This window comes from Octadecabacter ascidiaceicola (assembly GCF_900185015.1).
Classification (GTDB): Bacteria; Pseudomonadota; Alphaproteobacteria; order Rhodobacterales; family Rhodobacteraceae; genus Octadecabacter; species Octadecabacter ascidiaceicola.
The window spans coordinates 608,854-625,557 of record NZ_FXYD01000001.1 but is presented as its reverse complement, the minus strand read 5'-3'; the positions used below and the strand labels follow the sequence as shown (position 1 = coordinate 625,557).

General features: G+C 57.3%; 15 protein-coding genes. 8 read left to right on the top strand and 7 right to left on the bottom strand.

The annotated features are described in order from the left end of the window. Positions 1-245: 245 nt before the first annotated feature. The 3 genes from OCA8868_RS03035 to OCA8868_RS03025 all read left to right on the top strand — a co-directional run bounded on the left by OCA8868_RS03035 (position 246) and on the right by OCA8868_RS03025 (position 4,859). Positions 246-1,331 carry a TRAP transporter substrate-binding protein gene (locus OCA8868_RS03035; protein ID WP_093995048.1) on the top strand — a complete coding sequence of 362 codons (1,086 nt, stop codon included), beginning with the start codon at positions 246-248 and terminating at the stop codon, positions 1,329-1,331. A 127-nt stretch (positions 1,332-1,458) separates the two neighbouring features. After that, positions 1,459-2,508, top strand: coding sequence for a TRAP transporter small permease subunit (locus OCA8868_RS03030; RefSeq protein ID WP_093995047.1), 1,050 nt, complete (start codon positions 1,459-1,461; stop codon positions 2,506-2,508). Continuing rightward, a complete protein-coding gene (locus OCA8868_RS03025; protein WP_093995046.1) occupies positions 2,508-4,859 on the top strand; it encodes a TRAP transporter large permease in 2,352 nt (783 codons plus the stop codon). Before OCA8868_RS03030 ends, OCA8868_RS03025 begins: the two co-directional genes overlap by 1 nt. A 75-nt stretch (positions 4,860-4,934) precedes the next feature. On the opposite strand, the gene OCA8868_RS03020 is transcribed toward OCA8868_RS03025, so the two are convergent. The 4 genes from OCA8868_RS03020 to OCA8868_RS03005 all read right to left on the bottom strand — a co-directional run bounded on the left by OCA8868_RS03020 (position 4,935) and on the right by OCA8868_RS03005 (position 7,566). Continuing rightward, positions 4,935-5,774 carry an arginyltransferase gene (locus OCA8868_RS03020; RefSeq protein WP_093995045.1) on the bottom strand — a complete coding sequence of 280 codons (840 nt, stop codon included), beginning with the start codon at positions 5,772-5,774 and terminating at the stop codon, positions 4,935-4,937. 181 nt (positions 5,775-5,955) lie between these two features. Continuing rightward, a complete protein-coding gene (locus OCA8868_RS03015; protein WP_093995044.1) occupies positions 5,956-6,405 on the bottom strand; it encodes a DUF2852 domain-containing protein in 450 nt (149 codons plus the stop codon). 62 nt (positions 6,406-6,467) lie between these two features. Beyond that, the gene (locus tag OCA8868_RS03010) at positions 6,468-6,935 is read right to left on the bottom strand and encodes a DUF2852 domain-containing protein (protein ID WP_093995043.1); all 468 of its coding nucleotides are present in this window, start codon (positions 6,933-6,935) and stop codon (positions 6,468-6,470) included. 160 nt (positions 6,936-7,095) lie between these two features. After that, positions 7,096-7,566 (bottom strand): YbaK/EbsC family protein, encoded by a 471-nt coding sequence (locus OCA8868_RS03005; protein WP_093995505.1) that lies wholly within the window; start codon positions 7,564-7,566, stop codon positions 7,096-7,098. Positions 7,567-7,629: 63 nt separating this feature from the next. Between OCA8868_RS03005 and glnE the strand changes: the two genes are divergently transcribed. Together glnE and OCA8868_RS02995 are read left to right on the top strand one after the other, a co-directional pair. Further along, positions 7,630-10,392: a bifunctional [glutamate--ammonia ligase]-adenylyl-L-tyrosine phosphorylase/[glutamate--ammonia-ligase] adenylyltransferase gene (glnE, locus tag OCA8868_RS03000; protein WP_093995042.1), complete on the top strand. Its 2,763-nt coding sequence runs from the start codon at positions 7,630-7,632 to the stop codon at positions 10,390-10,392. Further along, positions 10,379-10,645, top strand: coding sequence for a hypothetical protein (locus tag OCA8868_RS02995; RefSeq protein WP_093995041.1), 267 nt, complete (start codon positions 10,379-10,381; stop codon positions 10,643-10,645). The genes glnE and OCA8868_RS02995 overlap by 14 nt, the downstream gene beginning before the upstream one ends. Before the next feature lie 108 nt (positions 10,646-10,753). Here the strand turns inward: OCA8868_RS02995 and eda are convergent, their stop codons facing one another. Both eda and edd read right to left on the bottom strand, forming a co-directional pair. Next, entirely contained in the window at positions 10,754-11,395 is a 642-nt protein-coding gene (eda, locus tag OCA8868_RS02990) for a bifunctional 4-hydroxy-2-oxoglutarate aldolase/2-dehydro-3-deoxy-phosphogluconate aldolase (protein WP_093995040.1), read from the bottom strand. 87 nt (positions 11,396-11,482) lie between these two features. After that, entirely contained in the window at positions 11,483-13,285 is a 1,803-nt protein-coding gene (gene edd, locus OCA8868_RS02985) for a phosphogluconate dehydratase (protein WP_093995039.1), read from the bottom strand. A 196-nt stretch (positions 13,286-13,481) separates the two neighbouring features. Here edd and OCA8868_RS02980 point away from each other — a divergent pair, with 196 nt between their 5' ends. Genes OCA8868_RS02980 through OCA8868_RS02970 form a run of 3 tightly spaced genes read left to right on the top strand, consistent with a single transcriptional unit; the run spans position 13,482 to position 15,906 of the window. Further along, positions 13,482-14,114 (top strand): DUF6778 family protein, encoded by a 633-nt coding sequence (locus OCA8868_RS02980; RefSeq protein ID WP_245848009.1) that lies wholly within the window; start codon positions 13,482-13,484, stop codon positions 14,112-14,114. A gap of 41 nt (positions 14,115-14,155) precedes the next feature. After that, a complete protein-coding gene (locus OCA8868_RS02975; protein ID WP_093995038.1) occupies positions 14,156-15,370 on the top strand; it encodes an RSP_2647 family RNA methyltransferase in 1,215 nt (404 codons plus the stop codon). Further along, entirely contained in the window at positions 15,367-15,906 is a 540-nt protein-coding gene (locus OCA8868_RS02970; RefSeq protein ID WP_093995037.1) for an RSP_2648 family PIN domain-containing protein, read from the top strand. Before OCA8868_RS02975 ends, OCA8868_RS02970 begins: the two co-directional genes overlap by 4 nt. A gap of 91 nt (positions 15,907-15,997) precedes the next feature. On the opposite strand, the gene OCA8868_RS02965 is transcribed toward OCA8868_RS02970, so the two are convergent. Beyond that, positions 15,998-16,681, bottom strand: a complete 684-nt coding sequence (locus OCA8868_RS02965) for a M48 family metallopeptidase (RefSeq protein ID WP_093995036.1) — start codon at positions 16,679-16,681, stop codon at positions 15,998-16,000. Positions 16,682-16,704 lie beyond the last annotated feature (23 nt).

Genomic DNA, 16,704 nt, shown 5'->3' with positions numbered 1-16,704 from the left:
GGCGAATCGTTAACGGGGAATCAGGGGGAGGCAAAGGACTTGTTTCGAACATCGCGGGAACCAACGGCGTTTGAGAGCGCTAACAACGGCTGAAATTGGTAAGGTGGGCTGACAATTCAGTGAAAACTACGGGGGAGTGGGTATTCCGGGTCAAGAGCCGAAAGGCTAACGTTTGCCCACTTGTCATGATGTTCCACCCTCGTCAGAGTGGTGGCCTATCAATTTCCATGGGAGGAAAACATTACATGGACCGTCGTTCTTTTCTTAAAAATTCTGCTCTCGGTGGCACTGCTGCTGCGGCGACTACACTGGCTGCCCCAGCATACGCACAGGGCAACCGCACGCTGACATTGGTCACAACGTGGGGCCGTGGCCTTGCAGGTGTACACGACGCAGCACAGCGCGCTGCTGACACAATCACAGCCATGTCCGATGGATCGCTGACAATCGACCTGAAAGCAGCTGGTGAACTCGTTGGTGCGTTTGAAGTGTTTGACGCTGTAACGTCCGGCCAAGCTGACATGTACCACGGTGCCGATTACTACTTCGTCGGTCAGCACCCAGGTTATGCGTTCTTCACATCCGTACCATTCGGCATGTCCCCACAGGAATTGATGAACTGGTATTACAATGGCGAAGGCCACGACCTGCACTCCGAGCTGGGCGAGATCTTCGGTCTGAAGTCATTCCTTGCTGGTAACACAGGCCCACAGGCTGGTGGCTGGTTCTCCAAGGAAATCACTGGTCCAGAAGACTTCCAAGGTCTGAAGTTCCGCATGCCGGGTCTTGGCGGTCAGGCGCTGGGCAACATGGGTGCATCCATTCAGAACCTTCCAGGTGCTGAAGTGTACCAAGCCCTTGCATCCGGCGCCATCGACGGCACCGAGTGGATCGGCCCATGGGCTGATGAAAAGGCTGGCTTCCAGGAAATCACCAAGTTCTACTACACAGCTGGTATGCACGAGCCTGGCGCAGGCCTGTCCCTCGCGACAAACCTTGATGTGTTCAACGAGCTTTCCCCAGCACACCAGAAGATCATCGAGATCGCTGCTGGCGAAGCACACCAGTGGAACCTTGCTCAGTTCATGAACAACAACGGTGCGGCGCTTGAGCGTCTGCAGGCCGGTGGTGTTAAGGTTCTGGAATTCCCTGACTCTGTTTGGGATGCCATGGGCGTTGCTGCGACTGAGACAATGGATCAGTACGTTGGCGACGAGCTTTATGACAAAATTCGTGCGTCTTACAACACGTCTATGGCGGCTTCTTCTTCTTGGATTTCCAAGTCCGAAGGTGCGTACCGTACTCAGCGTGACCGCGTAATGGGCGGGTAATCCAGCCCTGAGTTCTCTTTGAACTTTGCATATAACGATAGGGCCTTACCGAAATAGTGGGGCCCTATACGTCCATCCCTGAACCGAGGAATGGATCGAATTAAAAACGCCTTTGGGGGGCAGGGACATGGAAGAAGACGCCGTAGAAACTGGTGGGTTCTGGTCACAATACGAAAATGGATTTACGCGCTGGTTTGAGCGGCTTCAGGGCAATGCGCCCGAGGGAGCCGATCCCATCGTACCCGCAGAGGGCTTTTTTGGTGGACTCTGGGAGAGTCTGCTTTGGGTTTTCTCAAACATCATCGAAGCGTTTTACAACATCGCGTTTGTTGTCACGCATCCGAACGTTTGGCTGGATTGGCTGAGCTGGGCCAATACGACCGAAGACAAAGAAGCCTTGATGCGCTTCATTTATTACGGCGGCTCGGTTGAGCTGTTCTTTGCAGTCTTCACGCTGTTTCTTTTGGTGACGATCGCGGCGTTCCTCTACCGCCCCTTTATGTGGGGATGTGTTCGGGTCCTGGAAGGGATCGCCAACAAGATTGGGCGCACGTTTGCTTGGGCGGGCCTCGCGATGGTGATGATCCAGATTGTGATCATCTTCATGCAGCGGATTTTCGCGGTGTCTGAGCTGTCATTGGGCTTCGGTATGGCCGTGACCCACGACGTCAGTTGGTGGGCAGAATCCCTTAAGCTTTACAATGCGATGATCGTTTGCATGTGCGTTACTTACACGTTCGTGCAGGGCGGGCACGTGCGTGTTGATCTGGTGTATTCCGCGGTTGGCCACCGCACTAAGCGCATCATCGATATGGTCGGTTCAATCATCTTTATGGTGCCGGCTGCGATCCTGACATGGATGTACGGTTGGTATTTCTTGTGGCGCCATTTGGTCGTGCCCAAACCATCCGCGTCTGACAGTCTGGACAGGCTAATCACCAAGGCCCGCGCGCTGCGCTGGAATGTCGAAACCATCGGGTTCAGCCCGAACGGGTTCAACGCCTATTTCCTATTCAAAATCCTGCTGGTCACCTTCACTGCTTTGGTTCTGTTGCAGGCGGTCGCGTTCTTTTACCGGTCCTACCTAGAACTGGTTGAGGGCGAAGAAAGCGTGGGTAAAAACCTCGACAAGGATTCCTTGGGCGAAGGCGAAGAAGCATACGAGGGAACACACTAATGTTTTTCGGACTAGACGGCGTAGAAGTCGGCCTCATCATTGTCTTCCTGTGCCTATTCGCAGGTATCTTGTCCGGCTTTCCGGTGGCGTTTGCTATTGGTGGTTCGGCGATCATTTCATTCACAATCATCGCGGCTTTGGACAGCGGCGGCTATTTGATCCACCAAGCGATTGATAAATCTTCGGCTGAATATGCGGCCTTGATCGCGGAAGGGGTGCGGGTCGACGCCATATCGGTCTTCCGATACCCTGACTTACCGCGCATCGCTGAAAGCGTCTTTGTCGGCGGTTGGGAAACCGCGATTGACCGCAACCTATCCTTTGTCGTGAACCGCATGAACGAGCGTGTTCTAGCTGGCCAATCCATCGAAACACTTCTGGCTGTGGCCATGTTCGTTTTGATGGGAATTACGCTTGAACGCTCGAAAATCGCGGATGATTTGCTAACCACAATGAGCCGCGTTTTCGGTGGTCTTCCTGGTGGTTTGGCTGTGTCTGTTGTTGTTGTAGGCGCATTTCTTGCGGCCTCAACTGGGATCGTGGGCGCGACTGTGGTGACCATGGGCTTGCTGTCATTGCCGACCATGTTGCGCGCTGGCTATTCCAAAGAGCTGGCGACAGGTGTGATTGCGGCGTCCGGCACATTGGGGCAGATCATTCCGCCCTCAATCGTGATCGTTTTGCTCGGAACCTTGGCGGGTGATTTGTATTCAGCCGCCCAAGAAGAACGCGCCCAGCTTGTCGGCTGTTCTGATGCGTTGACCTATCTGGGTGAGCCTGCGGTGGTCTCCGTGGGCACCTTGTTCCAAGCGGCCTTGTTGCCGGGCATTATGCTAGCGTTCCTTTATGCGGCCTATGCGTTTGGCTATGCATTGTTGAACCCGTCCAAAGCACCCGCTGTCGAAATGGGTGCGGCGAACGACGAGCCAATCACACGCAATGAAAGCCTGACATGGTTCCTTGCCGTTCCCGGTGGGTTGGTCATTCTGCTGGTGTTCTTGATGAACCTTGGCGTTGTGGGCAGCCAATCCGTGATCGTGGACAGCTTTACGGATGCGGGCCAAACATCAAGCCTGCGCACCAATGTGTCACCAGACTGTGCTGCTGCTATGCAAGACCTGCACGGCGAAGACGCATGGAACACTGCACTGGCAGAACAGGCGGCAATCGACGAAGCAGGGGGCGTTGAACAGGCCCGCGCGCTGAGCGACGAAGAACGCGCTACGCTGGTGACCGAAAAGGTTGCAGATGCACCCGTGATCGGCACAGGCATCGCCGTGATGGCACTGCTTTTGGCGCTGGTACTAACAACTGCGCGTGGCGTGTCGCCTAGCTCGAGTGCTGCTCCGTTGTTGATGGGCGCAGTCGGGATTTTGTTGATCCTGCTTGCGGACATTTTGCTGATCAATCCGCTGACCACGCCGGGAGTGACGACGTTGATTGTAATTCTGCCGCTATTGCTGGTGGTCTGGGCGATGCGCCCTGCATTTGCGCGACTGGCCAAGAATGACCTGCTGCGGGTTGTCTTCCCGCCGCTGGTGCTGATCGTTGCGGTTCTTGGCTCGATCCTCGGAGGCATCACCAACCCGACGCCCGCCGCGGCGCTTGGGGCAGGTGGTGCGATCATGCTCGCGGCCTATCGCAAGCTGGCGGATCAAGAAAAGTCGGGCAAGATCATCTTGTTAGCAACCGGCGCTGTGATGTTGATGCTGATTGTCGGCGTTAACTTTGACATGCGTGTCGGGCAAGAAGATGTAGCATTTGAAGACTATCTCGCCTTCATCTTCGCGTTCTCGATGTTCCTGTTTTCGATGTTCGGCCTGTTTTACGCCTGTGCGGTTCTGTGGCTTGGCGGTGTTCTGACACCTGTCGTGCGCGAAACGGCCAAAGTGACGAGCATGGTGTTCACCATCCTCATCGGCTCGCAATTGCTGAACCTCGTGGTGATTTCCTTTGGCGGGGAACATTACATCCAGCAGTTCCTGCGCAGCTTTGACGAAGAATGGACTGTGTTCCTGATCGTGATGCTGGTGCTGTTCGTGCTCGGCTTCGTGCTCGACTTTCTTGAGATCATCTACATCGTGATCCCGATTGTCGGCCCCGTCATCTACGGCGGTACGTTTGACCCGAAATGGGTAACGATCATGATCGCGGTGAACTTGCAGACGTCGTTCTTGACGCCGCCATTTGGCTTTGCGCTGTTCTATCTGCGCGGTGTTGCGCCGCCAGAAGTCACAACAGGGCATATCTATCGCGGTGTGGTTCCGTTCGTGTTGATCCAAGTGGTGGGCATCGGCATCCTCGCCCTGTTCCCAGCGATTGTGACAATTGTTCCGAACCTGCTGAACTAAACCTTAGCAGTTTGAAATAACAAAAGGGCGGCCCGTTGGGGTCGCCCTTTTTGCATTTCGGTGTCTATTGAGGTGTTAACCTTCGCTACCTGGTAAGGTGATACGTGCGACTTGCTCGGCGATTGGAGGCACAGCGAGCGGTCCTGTCTCCGCATTATAGTCATCCGGGTTGCCAAGTGGCTTCCATGCGCCGTCGCGGTAGATCTCGACGCCTTTGAAGTTCGCTTTGTATCCCATTTTGTCGGACCCGGGGACCCAATATCCTAAGTAAACATAGGGAAGTTCAAGCTCACGGGCGATCTGGATGTGATCAAGGATCAGGTAGGTCCCGACAGAGGATTTCATCAGTTCCGGCGCGAAGAACGAATAGACCATCGATAGCCCGTCATCCAAAATGTCCGTCAAGCTAACGGCACGCAGACCCTCATAGGGGTCATCCAGCACTGTCGCTTCTGCATGGGCAGAGCGGTATTCAATCAAGCGGGTGCGGATCGGGGTTTCTTCAACCATCGCAGCGAACTCAAACAGGTCCATATCCGCCATGCCACCTGTCGCGTGGCGGCTATCGAGGTAGTCGCGAAACAGGGCGTATTGCGCCTCAGTCGCCCAAGGCGAGGATGCGCTGCGTGTGAGATCTGTGTTGCGCTTCAACACCCGCTTTTGGCTTTTGGACGGCGCGAAGTCGGCAACCTTAATCCGCGCTGAAAGACAGGCCGCGCAGTCCGCACAAGACGGGCGATACAGCACGTTTTGCGAGCGGCGAAAGCCCTGTTTGGAAAGTGAATTGTTCAGCTGTTCTGCGGCGTCCCCTTGCAATGCTGTGAACAGCTTACGCTCCATCCGGTCTGCCAAATAGGGGCAGGGCTGGGGGGCTGTCACATAAAATTGTGGCGCTATGGGCAGGCTATGACGCATGGGGTCTCTGTCGGCTTGGGTTTCCGTAAGCGTAACAAACCCGTGGCCCTAGCCACAACCCGCGAATTACGTGCGATTTAAATGTCATTGGTGGTGTAAAAAGGTGGCCGACCGCAGAGTTGGGAACCTCGGTCGGCCACGGGGTGGCACGGGCAGGGATAGGCCAGTGTCAAGGGGGGCCTTAGGTGTCTGCGTCAAGACGCGCTGCGCGATCATCCATGAAGTCATCAAACTCGGACTGGTCTTTGGCCGTGCGTAAACGGGTCAAAAAGCCTTCAAAGTTCTCCTGCTCTGTTTCCAAACGTGCAAGCATATCATTGCGGTAGGCGTCAAAGCTCGCGTTGCCGCTGCTTTTTTGTGCCGTGGTCGGCATGAGGGATTTGACGGCCTCATCCATGTCGCGCGGTGCGGGAGACGGACGCCCTGTTGGGACAAAGCCGCCGCGCCATGCAAGGATCATGGCAATCACAACGCCTGCGGGCCAAAACACGTTCAGCGCTACGATTGTGACGGGAATGGCGAAGGCTGCGAATGTCAGTGTGGCAATTATTTGTACCGCAACATGCATTTCTGGCTGCGCGGAATTGGCGGGGGGATCGGTCATAAACTGGGTGTGGGCCGTCATCGTCATTATCTTGTGTCCCTTTTCGGATGAGTGTTGAAAGCGCCCCGAGTGATCGGGGCGCTCTGGTTTTACTTGGCTGGTTTTGTGTCCGGCTCATCAGCGGCGTCATCAACAACGCTGCGCTCAGCACGGTCTTCCATGAACTGGTCAAACTCTGCCTTGTCCTTGGCATCACGCAGACGCTTGAGGAACTCTTCAAAGTTGGACTGCTCTTCTTCCAAACGGCTCAGCGTGTCGGCTTTGTAGGCGTCAAAGGCTGAATTGCCTGAGGAAGACATTGCCGCTCGCATTGTGTGGCGGGAGTGGTGGCGCTTGGACGCGCAATTTCCAGAAAACATGCGTTTGCTCCATATCATATAAGCGAGAAGGGCGAGGCCGACAGGCCACACGAAGATGAACCCGAGGACCATCGCGGCGATCCATGCACCTTTGCCGCGCTCATCGAGCCACGCCTCGCTGCGTTTAAACCAGTTCCCTTCGCGGACAGGCCGCGCATAAGGGGCGTTGTAATCAATGTTGGTGGACGAGGTGGTCATTTCGGGTGCTCCGTTGGTTGGTTATGTTTGATGTGAATGCTTTTCACATTACCAAGATGGGGTGAGCGAGCGGTCACCGCAAGACATAATGTAAATGTTTTTTACATTTACATAGTAAGGTATTGATTTTTAAATTTATTAAGTTGCTTTACTTGGCGGTTTAGAGGGTAAAATTCGCCACTGAAGCGCCCGAAAGGCCTTGCATGGTCTCTGGTGCAATTGGAAAAATATGGCGCGGCGTGCCAGCCGCGGCGTAGACGGTGTCGAATTCCGACAGCCGCGCATCCCAGAAGGCGCGGATGGGGTTTAGGTGGCCAATGGGGGATACGCCGCCAATGGCGAAGCCCGTTTGGGCGCGGATCAGGGCGGCGTCGGCTTTGCCCAATGGTTCGCCTGCAACCGCGCTGGCTTTGGCCGCATCCACTTGGTTGCCGCCTGCGGTGATGAACAGGATGGCCTTGCCGGATGTTTCGCCCTGAAAGATGATCGATTTGGCGATCTGGTCCAGATGGCAGCCCGCAGCATCCGCTGCTTGCTGTGCGGTGCGGGTTTCACCGGGCATTTCTAGCGGGGTGATATCATGGCCTGCATCGGCCAGCGCACGGGTGACTCGTTTCAAACTTTTGCTCATGTTTTCAAGATGCCAAGGCGGGTTGCGATTGACCAGACCGAATGGGCGGACCAATGTCGGCCCATGACATTTTCATCCCGTATCACCCGCACCCCCACACCGTTTGACGCCGCCCTTGGCGCTGATGCTGCCAGCGCGTATGGCGATTTTGACGCGTCGCTGCGCGAACTTGTGGCAGGGGCGGCGGGGTGCAGCCCCTATTTGAACGGGTTGCTAACCCGTGATGGCGACTGGTTGCGTAGCGCATTTGAAGCACCAGAAGATGCGCTTGAGGCCGAACTGACAGCGATTGCCGCGCTGCCATTGCCCGATCTTGCGACGGGTTTGCGCCAAGCCAAGCGGCGCATTGCGTTGCTGACGGGGCTGGCAGACTTGGGTGGAATTTGGACGCTTGAACAGGTAACCACCGCCTTGTCACGATTGGCGGACGGAGCGGTTGATGTGGCGCTAAAGCGGCTTGTGGGCGCTGAAATTGCACGTGGCAAAATCCCCGGTCAGGTTGAGGCCGACGCCGAAACCGCCGCGGGCATGTGTAGCATCGCCATGGGCAAAGGCGGCGCGTTTGAGCTGAACTATTCCAGCGACATCGACCTGATTTGCCTGTTTGACGAAACCCGTTTCGACCCTGACGATTTCCACGACGCCCGCGCGGCATTCGTGCGTGTCACGCGCAAGATGGCGGCGCTTCTTAGTGACTTAACCGAAGGGGGCTATGTCTTTCGCACCGACCTGCGCCTGCGCCCTGATCCATCTGTAACGCCTGTTTGCCTGAGCATGGAAGCCGCCGAACGGTACTACGAGAGCGTCGGGCGCACGTGGGAGCGCGCGGCCTATATCAAGGCGCGGGCCTCGGCGGGGGATATCGTTGCGGGTGAAGGGTTCTTAAAAACCCTCACGCCATTTGTGTGGCGCAAGCATCTGGATTTCGTGGCAATTCAGGACGCCCATGACATGCGCCTGCGCATTCGTGAACACAAGGGGCTTGGCGGGCCGATTTCACTGCCGGGGCATAATATGAAGCTCGGGCGGGGCGGGATACGCGAGATCGAGTTTTTCACCCAGACGCGCCAGTTGATTGCTGGCGGGCGCGACCCCCAATTGCGCTGTCGTGGGACCGTTGACGGGCTGGCCGCACTTGCGGGCGCGGGGTGGGTGGAACAGTCGGACGCGGATGTGCTGACTGACCACTATCGCTACCACCGCGAGGCCGAACATCGTTTACAAATGCTCAATGACGCGCAAACCCATGACCTACCCAACACGGATGAAGGTTTTGCCCGTTTGGCGGCGTTTATGGGGGTCGAGGACAACGCGTTACGCGCAGACTTGCACGACCGCCTTGAGGAGGTCCACATGTTGACCGAAGGGTTCTTCGCCCCGACCGAGGCTGCGCCTGTTTCAGACTTCGGGGAAAACATCACAGAGCGCTGGCTGACTTATCCGGCTCTGCGTTCCGACAGAGCCGTGGCGATCTTTGATCGGGTGAAACCACGCCTGTTAGAGGCCTTGCAGGATGCCGCCAAGCCGGACGAGGCGCTGTTGGCGTTTGATGGATTTCTGGCAGGGCTTCCGGCGGGGGTGCAGGTGTTTTCCCTGTTTGAGGCCAACCCGCAGTTAACGCAGTTGATGGTTGATATTGCCGCGACAGCACCAGCGTTAGCACAGTATCTTGGGCGGAATGCAGCCGTGTTTGATGCCGTGATCGGCGGTGATTTCTTTTCGGACTGGCCAGGGCCTGAGGCGCTATTAGCGATGTTGCGTGGTGTGCTGGAACGGGCAGGCGATTATGAAACACGCCTAGATGCCGCGCGTCGTTGGCAAAAAGAGTGGCACTTCCGCGTTGGCGTACATCACCTGCGTGGGCTGGTGGATGCAGAATCGGCAGGTCGTCAATATGCCGATCTTGCACAGTCCGTGCTGAGCGCGGTTTTCCCGATTGTCGTCGACCATTTCGCAACCAAGCACGGGCCACCACCGGGGCGGGGTGCGGTTGTTGTCGGGATGGGCAGCCTTGGTGCGGGCCGGTTACATGCGGCGTCTGATCTGGATTTGATTGTTATTTATGATGGGCTGGGTATCGACAGTTCTGAAGGCAAACGCCCGCTCGCCACGCGCCCCTATTACGCCCGTTTGACGCAGGCGATGGTGACAGCAATTACCGCGCCAATGGCGGAAGGGCGGTTGTACGAGGTGGATATGCGGTTGCGTCCGTCTGGGGGGCAGGGACCTGTCGCGACCGCGTTTTCGGGCTTTGAAGATTACCAAATGAATGAGGCGTGGACGTGGGAGCACCTTGCGCTGACCCGTGCGCGGGTTGTAGCGGGTGCTTCTGATTTGGCCGCAGATGTTGAAGCCGTGCGTGCACGCGTGCTGGCGGCCAAATCGAACGGCGAAACCATCGCAGGTGATGTGGGTGACATGCGCCGACGGATTGCCGATGCAAAAGCGCCGGACGGCGCGTGGGATGCCAAAATCGGGGCAGGGCGTTTGCAAGATGTCGAACTTTCCGGCCAAATGGTTGCGCTGCAAGCCGGTCAAGTTGCGCGGGATACGGCGCATCAGGTCGTCAGTGGCAACCTAAGCGCCGCAGACAGCGCAGCTTTGTTGGACGCGGCGGCATTGTGTTGGACCGTTCAGGCGGCCGCGCAACTGCTGTTGGGGTCCGGGCTGGACGCAGAAAAACTGGGCGAAGGCGGCAAGCGCTTTGTCTTGCGCGAAACAGGGGCAGATAGTCTTGAAGCTTTGATCGCGCAAATGGATGAGGTATCGCGCAAAGCGGCGACAGTGGTTGCGCGATTGGTAGGAGACGAGAATGGCGAAGGGTGATGATCTTGATCCGAAAGGATTGATCGAAGAATCCTACAAGATTGAGGGCATCAGCACGGCAGAGTGTCGCTCGATTTTTCTTGACTGGGCCCTCAGCTATCAGGGCGTGAGTGCCGTAGGCATTGCCGCACTTTTGGCGCGTCACGGATTGGGAACAGATCACCATCCAATGACAATTACGCTGCGCGAAGGTCTCTTAGCGCCACATGCTCCCAAACGGCGCGGTGGGCGGCGCGGAAGGGTCGTTGACTGACGCGGAAGCGGCCATTTAGCGAACGCGGTCGATTAGGAACGACACGTTGTGCGTCCACGTGCTAGATCTGATTTTTTGCGCGGCACGAGCCGTTTTCCCGTCAGATTTCTAACGTTCCAGCGCTGCGGCTTCTGATGCGAGCGCAGTAATGCCAGCCCAGTCGTTTGCATCAACAAGATCCTTTGGTGCAACCCATGATCCGCCCACGCACAACGTGTTGGACAGGCCAAGGTACTGTGGCGCATTGGCAAGGCTAACGCCACCGGTCGGGCACCACTTCACAGCCAACAATGGGCCACCGATGCCTTTCAGCGCCGCAGCACCGCCGTTTGCTTCGGCAGGAAAGAACTTTTGCACGGTGTAGCCGCGTTCAAGCAATTTCATGGATTCCGAAGACGTCGCCGCACCGGGAAGCAAGGGTAGGTCATTGGCTTCGCAAGCATCCAGCAAGCGGTCCGTGGCACCCGGTGAAACACCGAACGTCGCGCCTGCGGCCTTTGCGTTTTCGACATCCTTTGACGTCAGCAAGGTTCCGGCGCCTACAACGCCGCCTTCGACCTTCGCCATTTCGCGGATCACGTCGAGGGCCGCAGGCGTGCGCAGAGTCACTTCGAGGGCGGGCAGACCACCGGCGATAAGCGCTGTTGCGAGATCGCCAGCAACTGCTGCGTCATCAACGACAAGAACGGGAACAACTGGGGCCAGAGCGCAGACCTTTGTGGCGAGTTCGGAAGCGTGTTCGGGGGTCATGGGAATTTCCTTAGAAGTGACGCGTTTGGCCCGTTTTGGAGCCTCCGGCGGGGATATTTATGAAACAAAAGCAAGATCAAGAGAGCGTTATAGCACCACCGCAGCGCCGTCAGTAGACGGACCAACAGAGCGGCGGAAGATTTCAAACAACTCACGTCCGACGCCGTTGCCATTGCCGGAGAGATCAGCGGTGGCAGGGGTGCGACCTGTCAGGTCGGTGAGGCATTCAAGTGTCCCATTCTTGGCGTCCAGACGCACGATGTCACCGTCGCGAAGCAGCGAGATCGGGCCGCCGTCTGCGGCTTCGGGGGCCACGTGGATCGCGGCAGGGACCTTGCCGGATGCGCCAGACATACGCCCGTCGGTCACCAAGGCAACCTTTAGGCCGCGGTCTTGTAGGACTGACAGGGTAGGGGTCAGCGAGTGCAATTCAGGCATACCGTTTGATTTCGGCCCCTGAAAGCGCACGACGACGATCGTGTCTTCCGTCAGCTCACCCGCTTGGAAGGCCGCTTTGCAGTCGTGTTGTTCATGGAAGATGCGCACAGGTGCTTCGATCACGTGGCGGTCTTCGGCGACGGCGGAAATCTTGATCACGCCGCGCCCGATGTTGCCGCTAAGCTGGACCAAGCCACCTTGCGGGGCGAACGGGTCAGACGCAGGGCGCAGGATCTTGTCGTTGTGGGTTTCTTTTGGGCCCTCGCGGTAATGAAAGCCACCATTCAGAATTTCGGGCTCAAACGTATAAAGCCCCATTCCAGAACCCGCGACGGTCTTGACGTCTTCGTGCATCAGGCCAGCGTCTAGCAGGTTGCCAATCATGAATTGCAAACCACCTGCCGCGTGGAAGTGGTTCACGTCCGCCAGACCGTTTGGATAGACCTTGGCCATCAGCGGCGTCACAGCCGAAATGTCTGAGAAATCTTCAAGATCAAGGATCACACCAGCAGCGCGTGCCATAGCAGGGAGGTGAAGGACGAGGTTGGTGGACCCACCCGTCGCCATCAACCCGACAAGGCCGTTCACAAATGCCTTTTCGTTGAGGATATCGCTGACAGGGGTGTATTCGTTGCCAAGAGCCGTGATCTGCAACGCGCGTTTCGTCGCCTGAATGGTCAGTTCTTCGCGCAGATCGGTATGCGGGTTCACAAAAGACGCACCGGGCAGGTGCAGCCCCATGAATTCCATCAACATCTGGTTTGTGTTGGCGGTGCCGTAGAACGTACAGGTGCCCGGACCGTGGTAGGACGCCATTTCGGCCTTCATCAGTTCGGCGCGGTCAATGTTGCCCTTGGCGAACTCTTGGCGGACCTTTGCCTTTTCATCGTTGGGCAGGCCGGATGTCATAGGACCGGCAGGCACGAACATCCCCGGAATATAGCCAAAGGTCGCGGCGGCCATGATCAGACCGGGAACGATTTTGTCGCAAACCCCAAGATAAAGCGCGGAATCAAACACGTTGTGGGACAGGCCAACACCCGCAGCGAGCGCAATCACATCGCGCGAAAACAGCGATAGTTCCATCCCAGTCTGGCCTTGAGTCACACCGTCACACATGGATGGCACCCCGCCTGCAACTTGGGCCGTACCCCCAGCCGCACGGGCGGCGGCGCGGATTTTTTCGGGGTAGGTTTCAAACGGCTGATGGGCCGACAGCATGTCATTGTAGGCGGTAATGATGCCGATGTTGGGGGCTTTCTCAGCCACAAGCACGTCTTTGTCTTCACCCATGGGGGCGTAAGCGTGGGCTTGGTTGCCGCAAGTTAAATGCGCACGGCGCGGGCCTTCGGCTGCGGCGGCGGCCATGCGGTCAAGGTAGATACGACGAGGGCCTTCGGAACGGGCGATAATGCGGTCCGTCACGCGGGCGATGGTGGAATTAAGGGCCATAGTGTCCTGCTAGATTCAGTTTTCGAGTATCGCATAGCATATATGGTTAGCGCTAACAATGCGCGTTCTGCCACGCCTTCTTCATGCAACTTCCCCTCAATAACCTTTTGTTAACCACATTTCTGCCTCAACTCGCGGGCCATATAAAAGGTGCCTCGTGGGGGGCAAATAACTGGGCAAAGCCCCGGAGGATATAATGAAACTACTACTGAAAACCGTTGCATTTGGCGCAGTTGCCGCCGCCCTTACAGCCTGTTCCGGTGTGGACACCGTTACACGAAACGCCCCACTTGAGACTCCCCGCATCGCCGCGGTTGAGCAAGTTGAGGTTGTTCGGAACTATTCCTTGGACGCGATCCGCTTTGCGGCGCCGTCTGATTTGCGTGTCTCGGAAGCAAACTCCTATTACCCAATCGCCGACATTGTTTGGCGTGGTGACCCGCTTGGTAATCGCTTGGAGCAGATCTCCGCGATATTCCAGACATCCATTCAGGCTGCAGGTACCAACCTGTCCGGCGAGACCCCAGTGATCGTTGATGTTGATCTGGTGCGCTTTCACTCCTTGACAGAACGCACACGCTATTCTGTGGGTGGTGTACACTCGATCAAATTTGATTTGACGGTTCGTGACGCTGCTACAGGTGAGGTTCTGGAAGAAACGCGCCGTATTAATGGCGATTTGCCAGCTCTTGGTGGTTACGCCGCCCTTGCAGCAGACAACGCAGGCCAAGGCCAAAAGGTTCGCATCACCGCGCACCTGACGCAGCTGTTCACGGATGAGCTGTCAGGTTTGACCAATGTTGTGTCAATTGAGCAAGCAGGCAGTTGATCCGCTTTCCAACCTAAGATGAACCGTTTAAGGGGGCTGTTATGACACAGCCCCCTGAACACGCCCCCGCCCCTTATTCAATCGTTCGCCTGCTTCCAAAAGCAAAACCGCAAGTAATTCGCCATGGTTTCCCGTGGGTCTTCGCCAACGAATTGGTGATGGACCGTCGCACGAAAGGGGCCACACTAGGCAGCCTTGTCGTGCTGGAAGATGCGGAACGTCGCCCGCTGGGGCTTGGCACGATCAACCCGCTTTCCAAAATCGCCGTGCGTATGCTGGATTTCGACACCGATGCGGTGATCGACCAAGCGTGGTTTGAGGCCAAGCTGTCCCGCGCGTTGCAGCACCGCGAAACGCTATACCATGAGTCCTATTACCGCCTTGTCCACGCCGAAGCCGACGGGCTGCCCGGTATTATCATTGACCGCTTTGGCGATCTGGCGGTGATCCAGCCGAATGCAGCCTACGCCGAAGTCATGATTGAAGTGATCGTTGCAGCACTGGTCGCTGTGACGGGTGTTTCAACCGTGGTCAAGAACGGCACAGGCCGCGCGCGCAGCCTTGAAGGTTTGGATGAAGAAATGGTGGTCGTGCATGGCACGGCCCCTGATGGCCCTGTGCCTGTGCAAATGAACGGCGCTACCTATATGGCAGATATCATGGGCGGCCAGAAGACGGGCCTGTTCTTTGATCAACGTCCCAACCACGCCTTTGCGGCGGGTCTGGCCAAAGGCGGCAAGGTGCTGGATGTGTTCAGCCATGTCGGTGGGTTTTCATTGGCGGCTTTGGCCAATGGCGCGGCGTCTGCGGTTGCAGTGGACGGATCAGCGCCAGCTTTGGAACTGGCACAGAAGGGGGCTGAGGCTGCTGGCGTGTCCGACAAATTCACCACCCGCCAAGGCGATGCCTTTGATGTTTTGGAAGCCTTGGGCGCTGAGGGCGAAACCTTTGACGTTGTGATCTGTGATCCACCAGCCTTCGCGCCGTCCAAACAAACTGCGGAAAAAGGCCTGCGGGCTTATGAACGTGTGGCGCGTTTGGCGGCCCCGCTGGTGAAAGAGGGCGGCTACCTGGTGCTGTGTTCGTGTTCCCACGCCGCGGACCTCAAGCGGTTCCGCGATGCATCTGCCCGCGGCATCGGCCGTGGTGGGCGTCGCAGCCAATTGGTTTACACAGGTCAAGCTGGACCAGACCATCCGTTGCTGCCGCAATTGGCAGAAAGCGGTTATCTAAAGGCGCTTGCCTTTAGACTATGAGAGTACTGATCGACGCCTGCGTTTTGTACCCGACCGTGATGCGGGAGGTCGTTCTGGGCGTGGCGGAGCAGGGGTTGTTTGAGCCCCGCTGGTCGCCGCGCATCTTGGAAGAATGGGCGCGGGCGGCGCGCAAGATCGGGCCTGAGGGTGAGACGATTGCACGCGGCGAGATCGCGGGCGTTAAAGCCCGCTTTCCCCGAGCTGAGGTGAAGATCCCGCAAGGGGTCGAAGCGCGGCTTTGGTTGCCGGACCCGAACGACATTCATGTGCTTGCAGCCGCCGTTGGCTGTTCTGCGGATGCGATCATGACGGTGAATGCCAAAGATTTTCCACGGGGCGAACTGGCGGACGAAGGTCTGGAACGTGTTGACCCTGATGGATTTTTGATTGGTTTGGCCGTCTCAAACCCCGAGGCGGTTCGCGCTGTTGGCGAGGCTGTGTTGAACGAGGCGCGGCGTTTGTCCGGTGAGCCATGGGAGATGCGCAAACTTATGCGTAAAGCCCGCTTGCCACGTCTGGGAAAGCTACTTGGGTAGTTTCGAATTGGCTGCGCCAATCCGATCAAGGGGGGCTAGCCCCCGTCCTTCGGACTCCCCCAGAGTATTTGAGAGCCAAAGAAAGTAAGGGTTATGCGCCCCATTTGGCCTCGTTTGCCTCGATCGCGGCGATGCGTTCGGGCGTTTTGGGGTGACTGAGGAGCCAAGCTGGTTGGGACGCGCCGCGTGCCCCCGTGAGGTGTTCGAGTTTCTCAAACAGGTCTTTTTGCGCCTGCACGCCGATGCCTGCCTTGATGAGAAGGGCGGAGGCGTAAGCGTCGGCCTCGTATTCATCCGAGCGCGACAGGCGCGCCATGAGCATGGACATCGCGGCGTTTGCGATCATCGGGCCGACGCCAGGTAAAAAGCGTGACAGCACCATCGCGAGGGCCGTGCGCAGCGCGTTTTGGCCGGAAAAGTCGATCATGCGGCGGCGCGAGTGGCCCAGAGCGACGTGGCCAAGTTCATGAGCAATGACGGAGGCCATTTCATCGGCGGTGACTTCACCGTCTTTGTATTTGTTGAAGAAACCGCGGGTGATGAAGATGCGCCCGTCAGGGGCGGCGAGGCCGTTTACCGGTTCGATTTCGTAGATGTAGACCTTGATGCGGGGCAGTTCGACCACGTCCGCCATTTGCGCCGTCAGCTGGCGCAGTTTGGTGTCTGCCAGTTCGGTGGATTTTTCATCCAGTTCCCGCGTCGTGCGCCATGCGGACAGGCGATACATGACGATACCGTATCCAAGGGCGAGCAGGATGGGGAGAAACTTGAGCATGGAGTAGATATGGGGCCAATAGC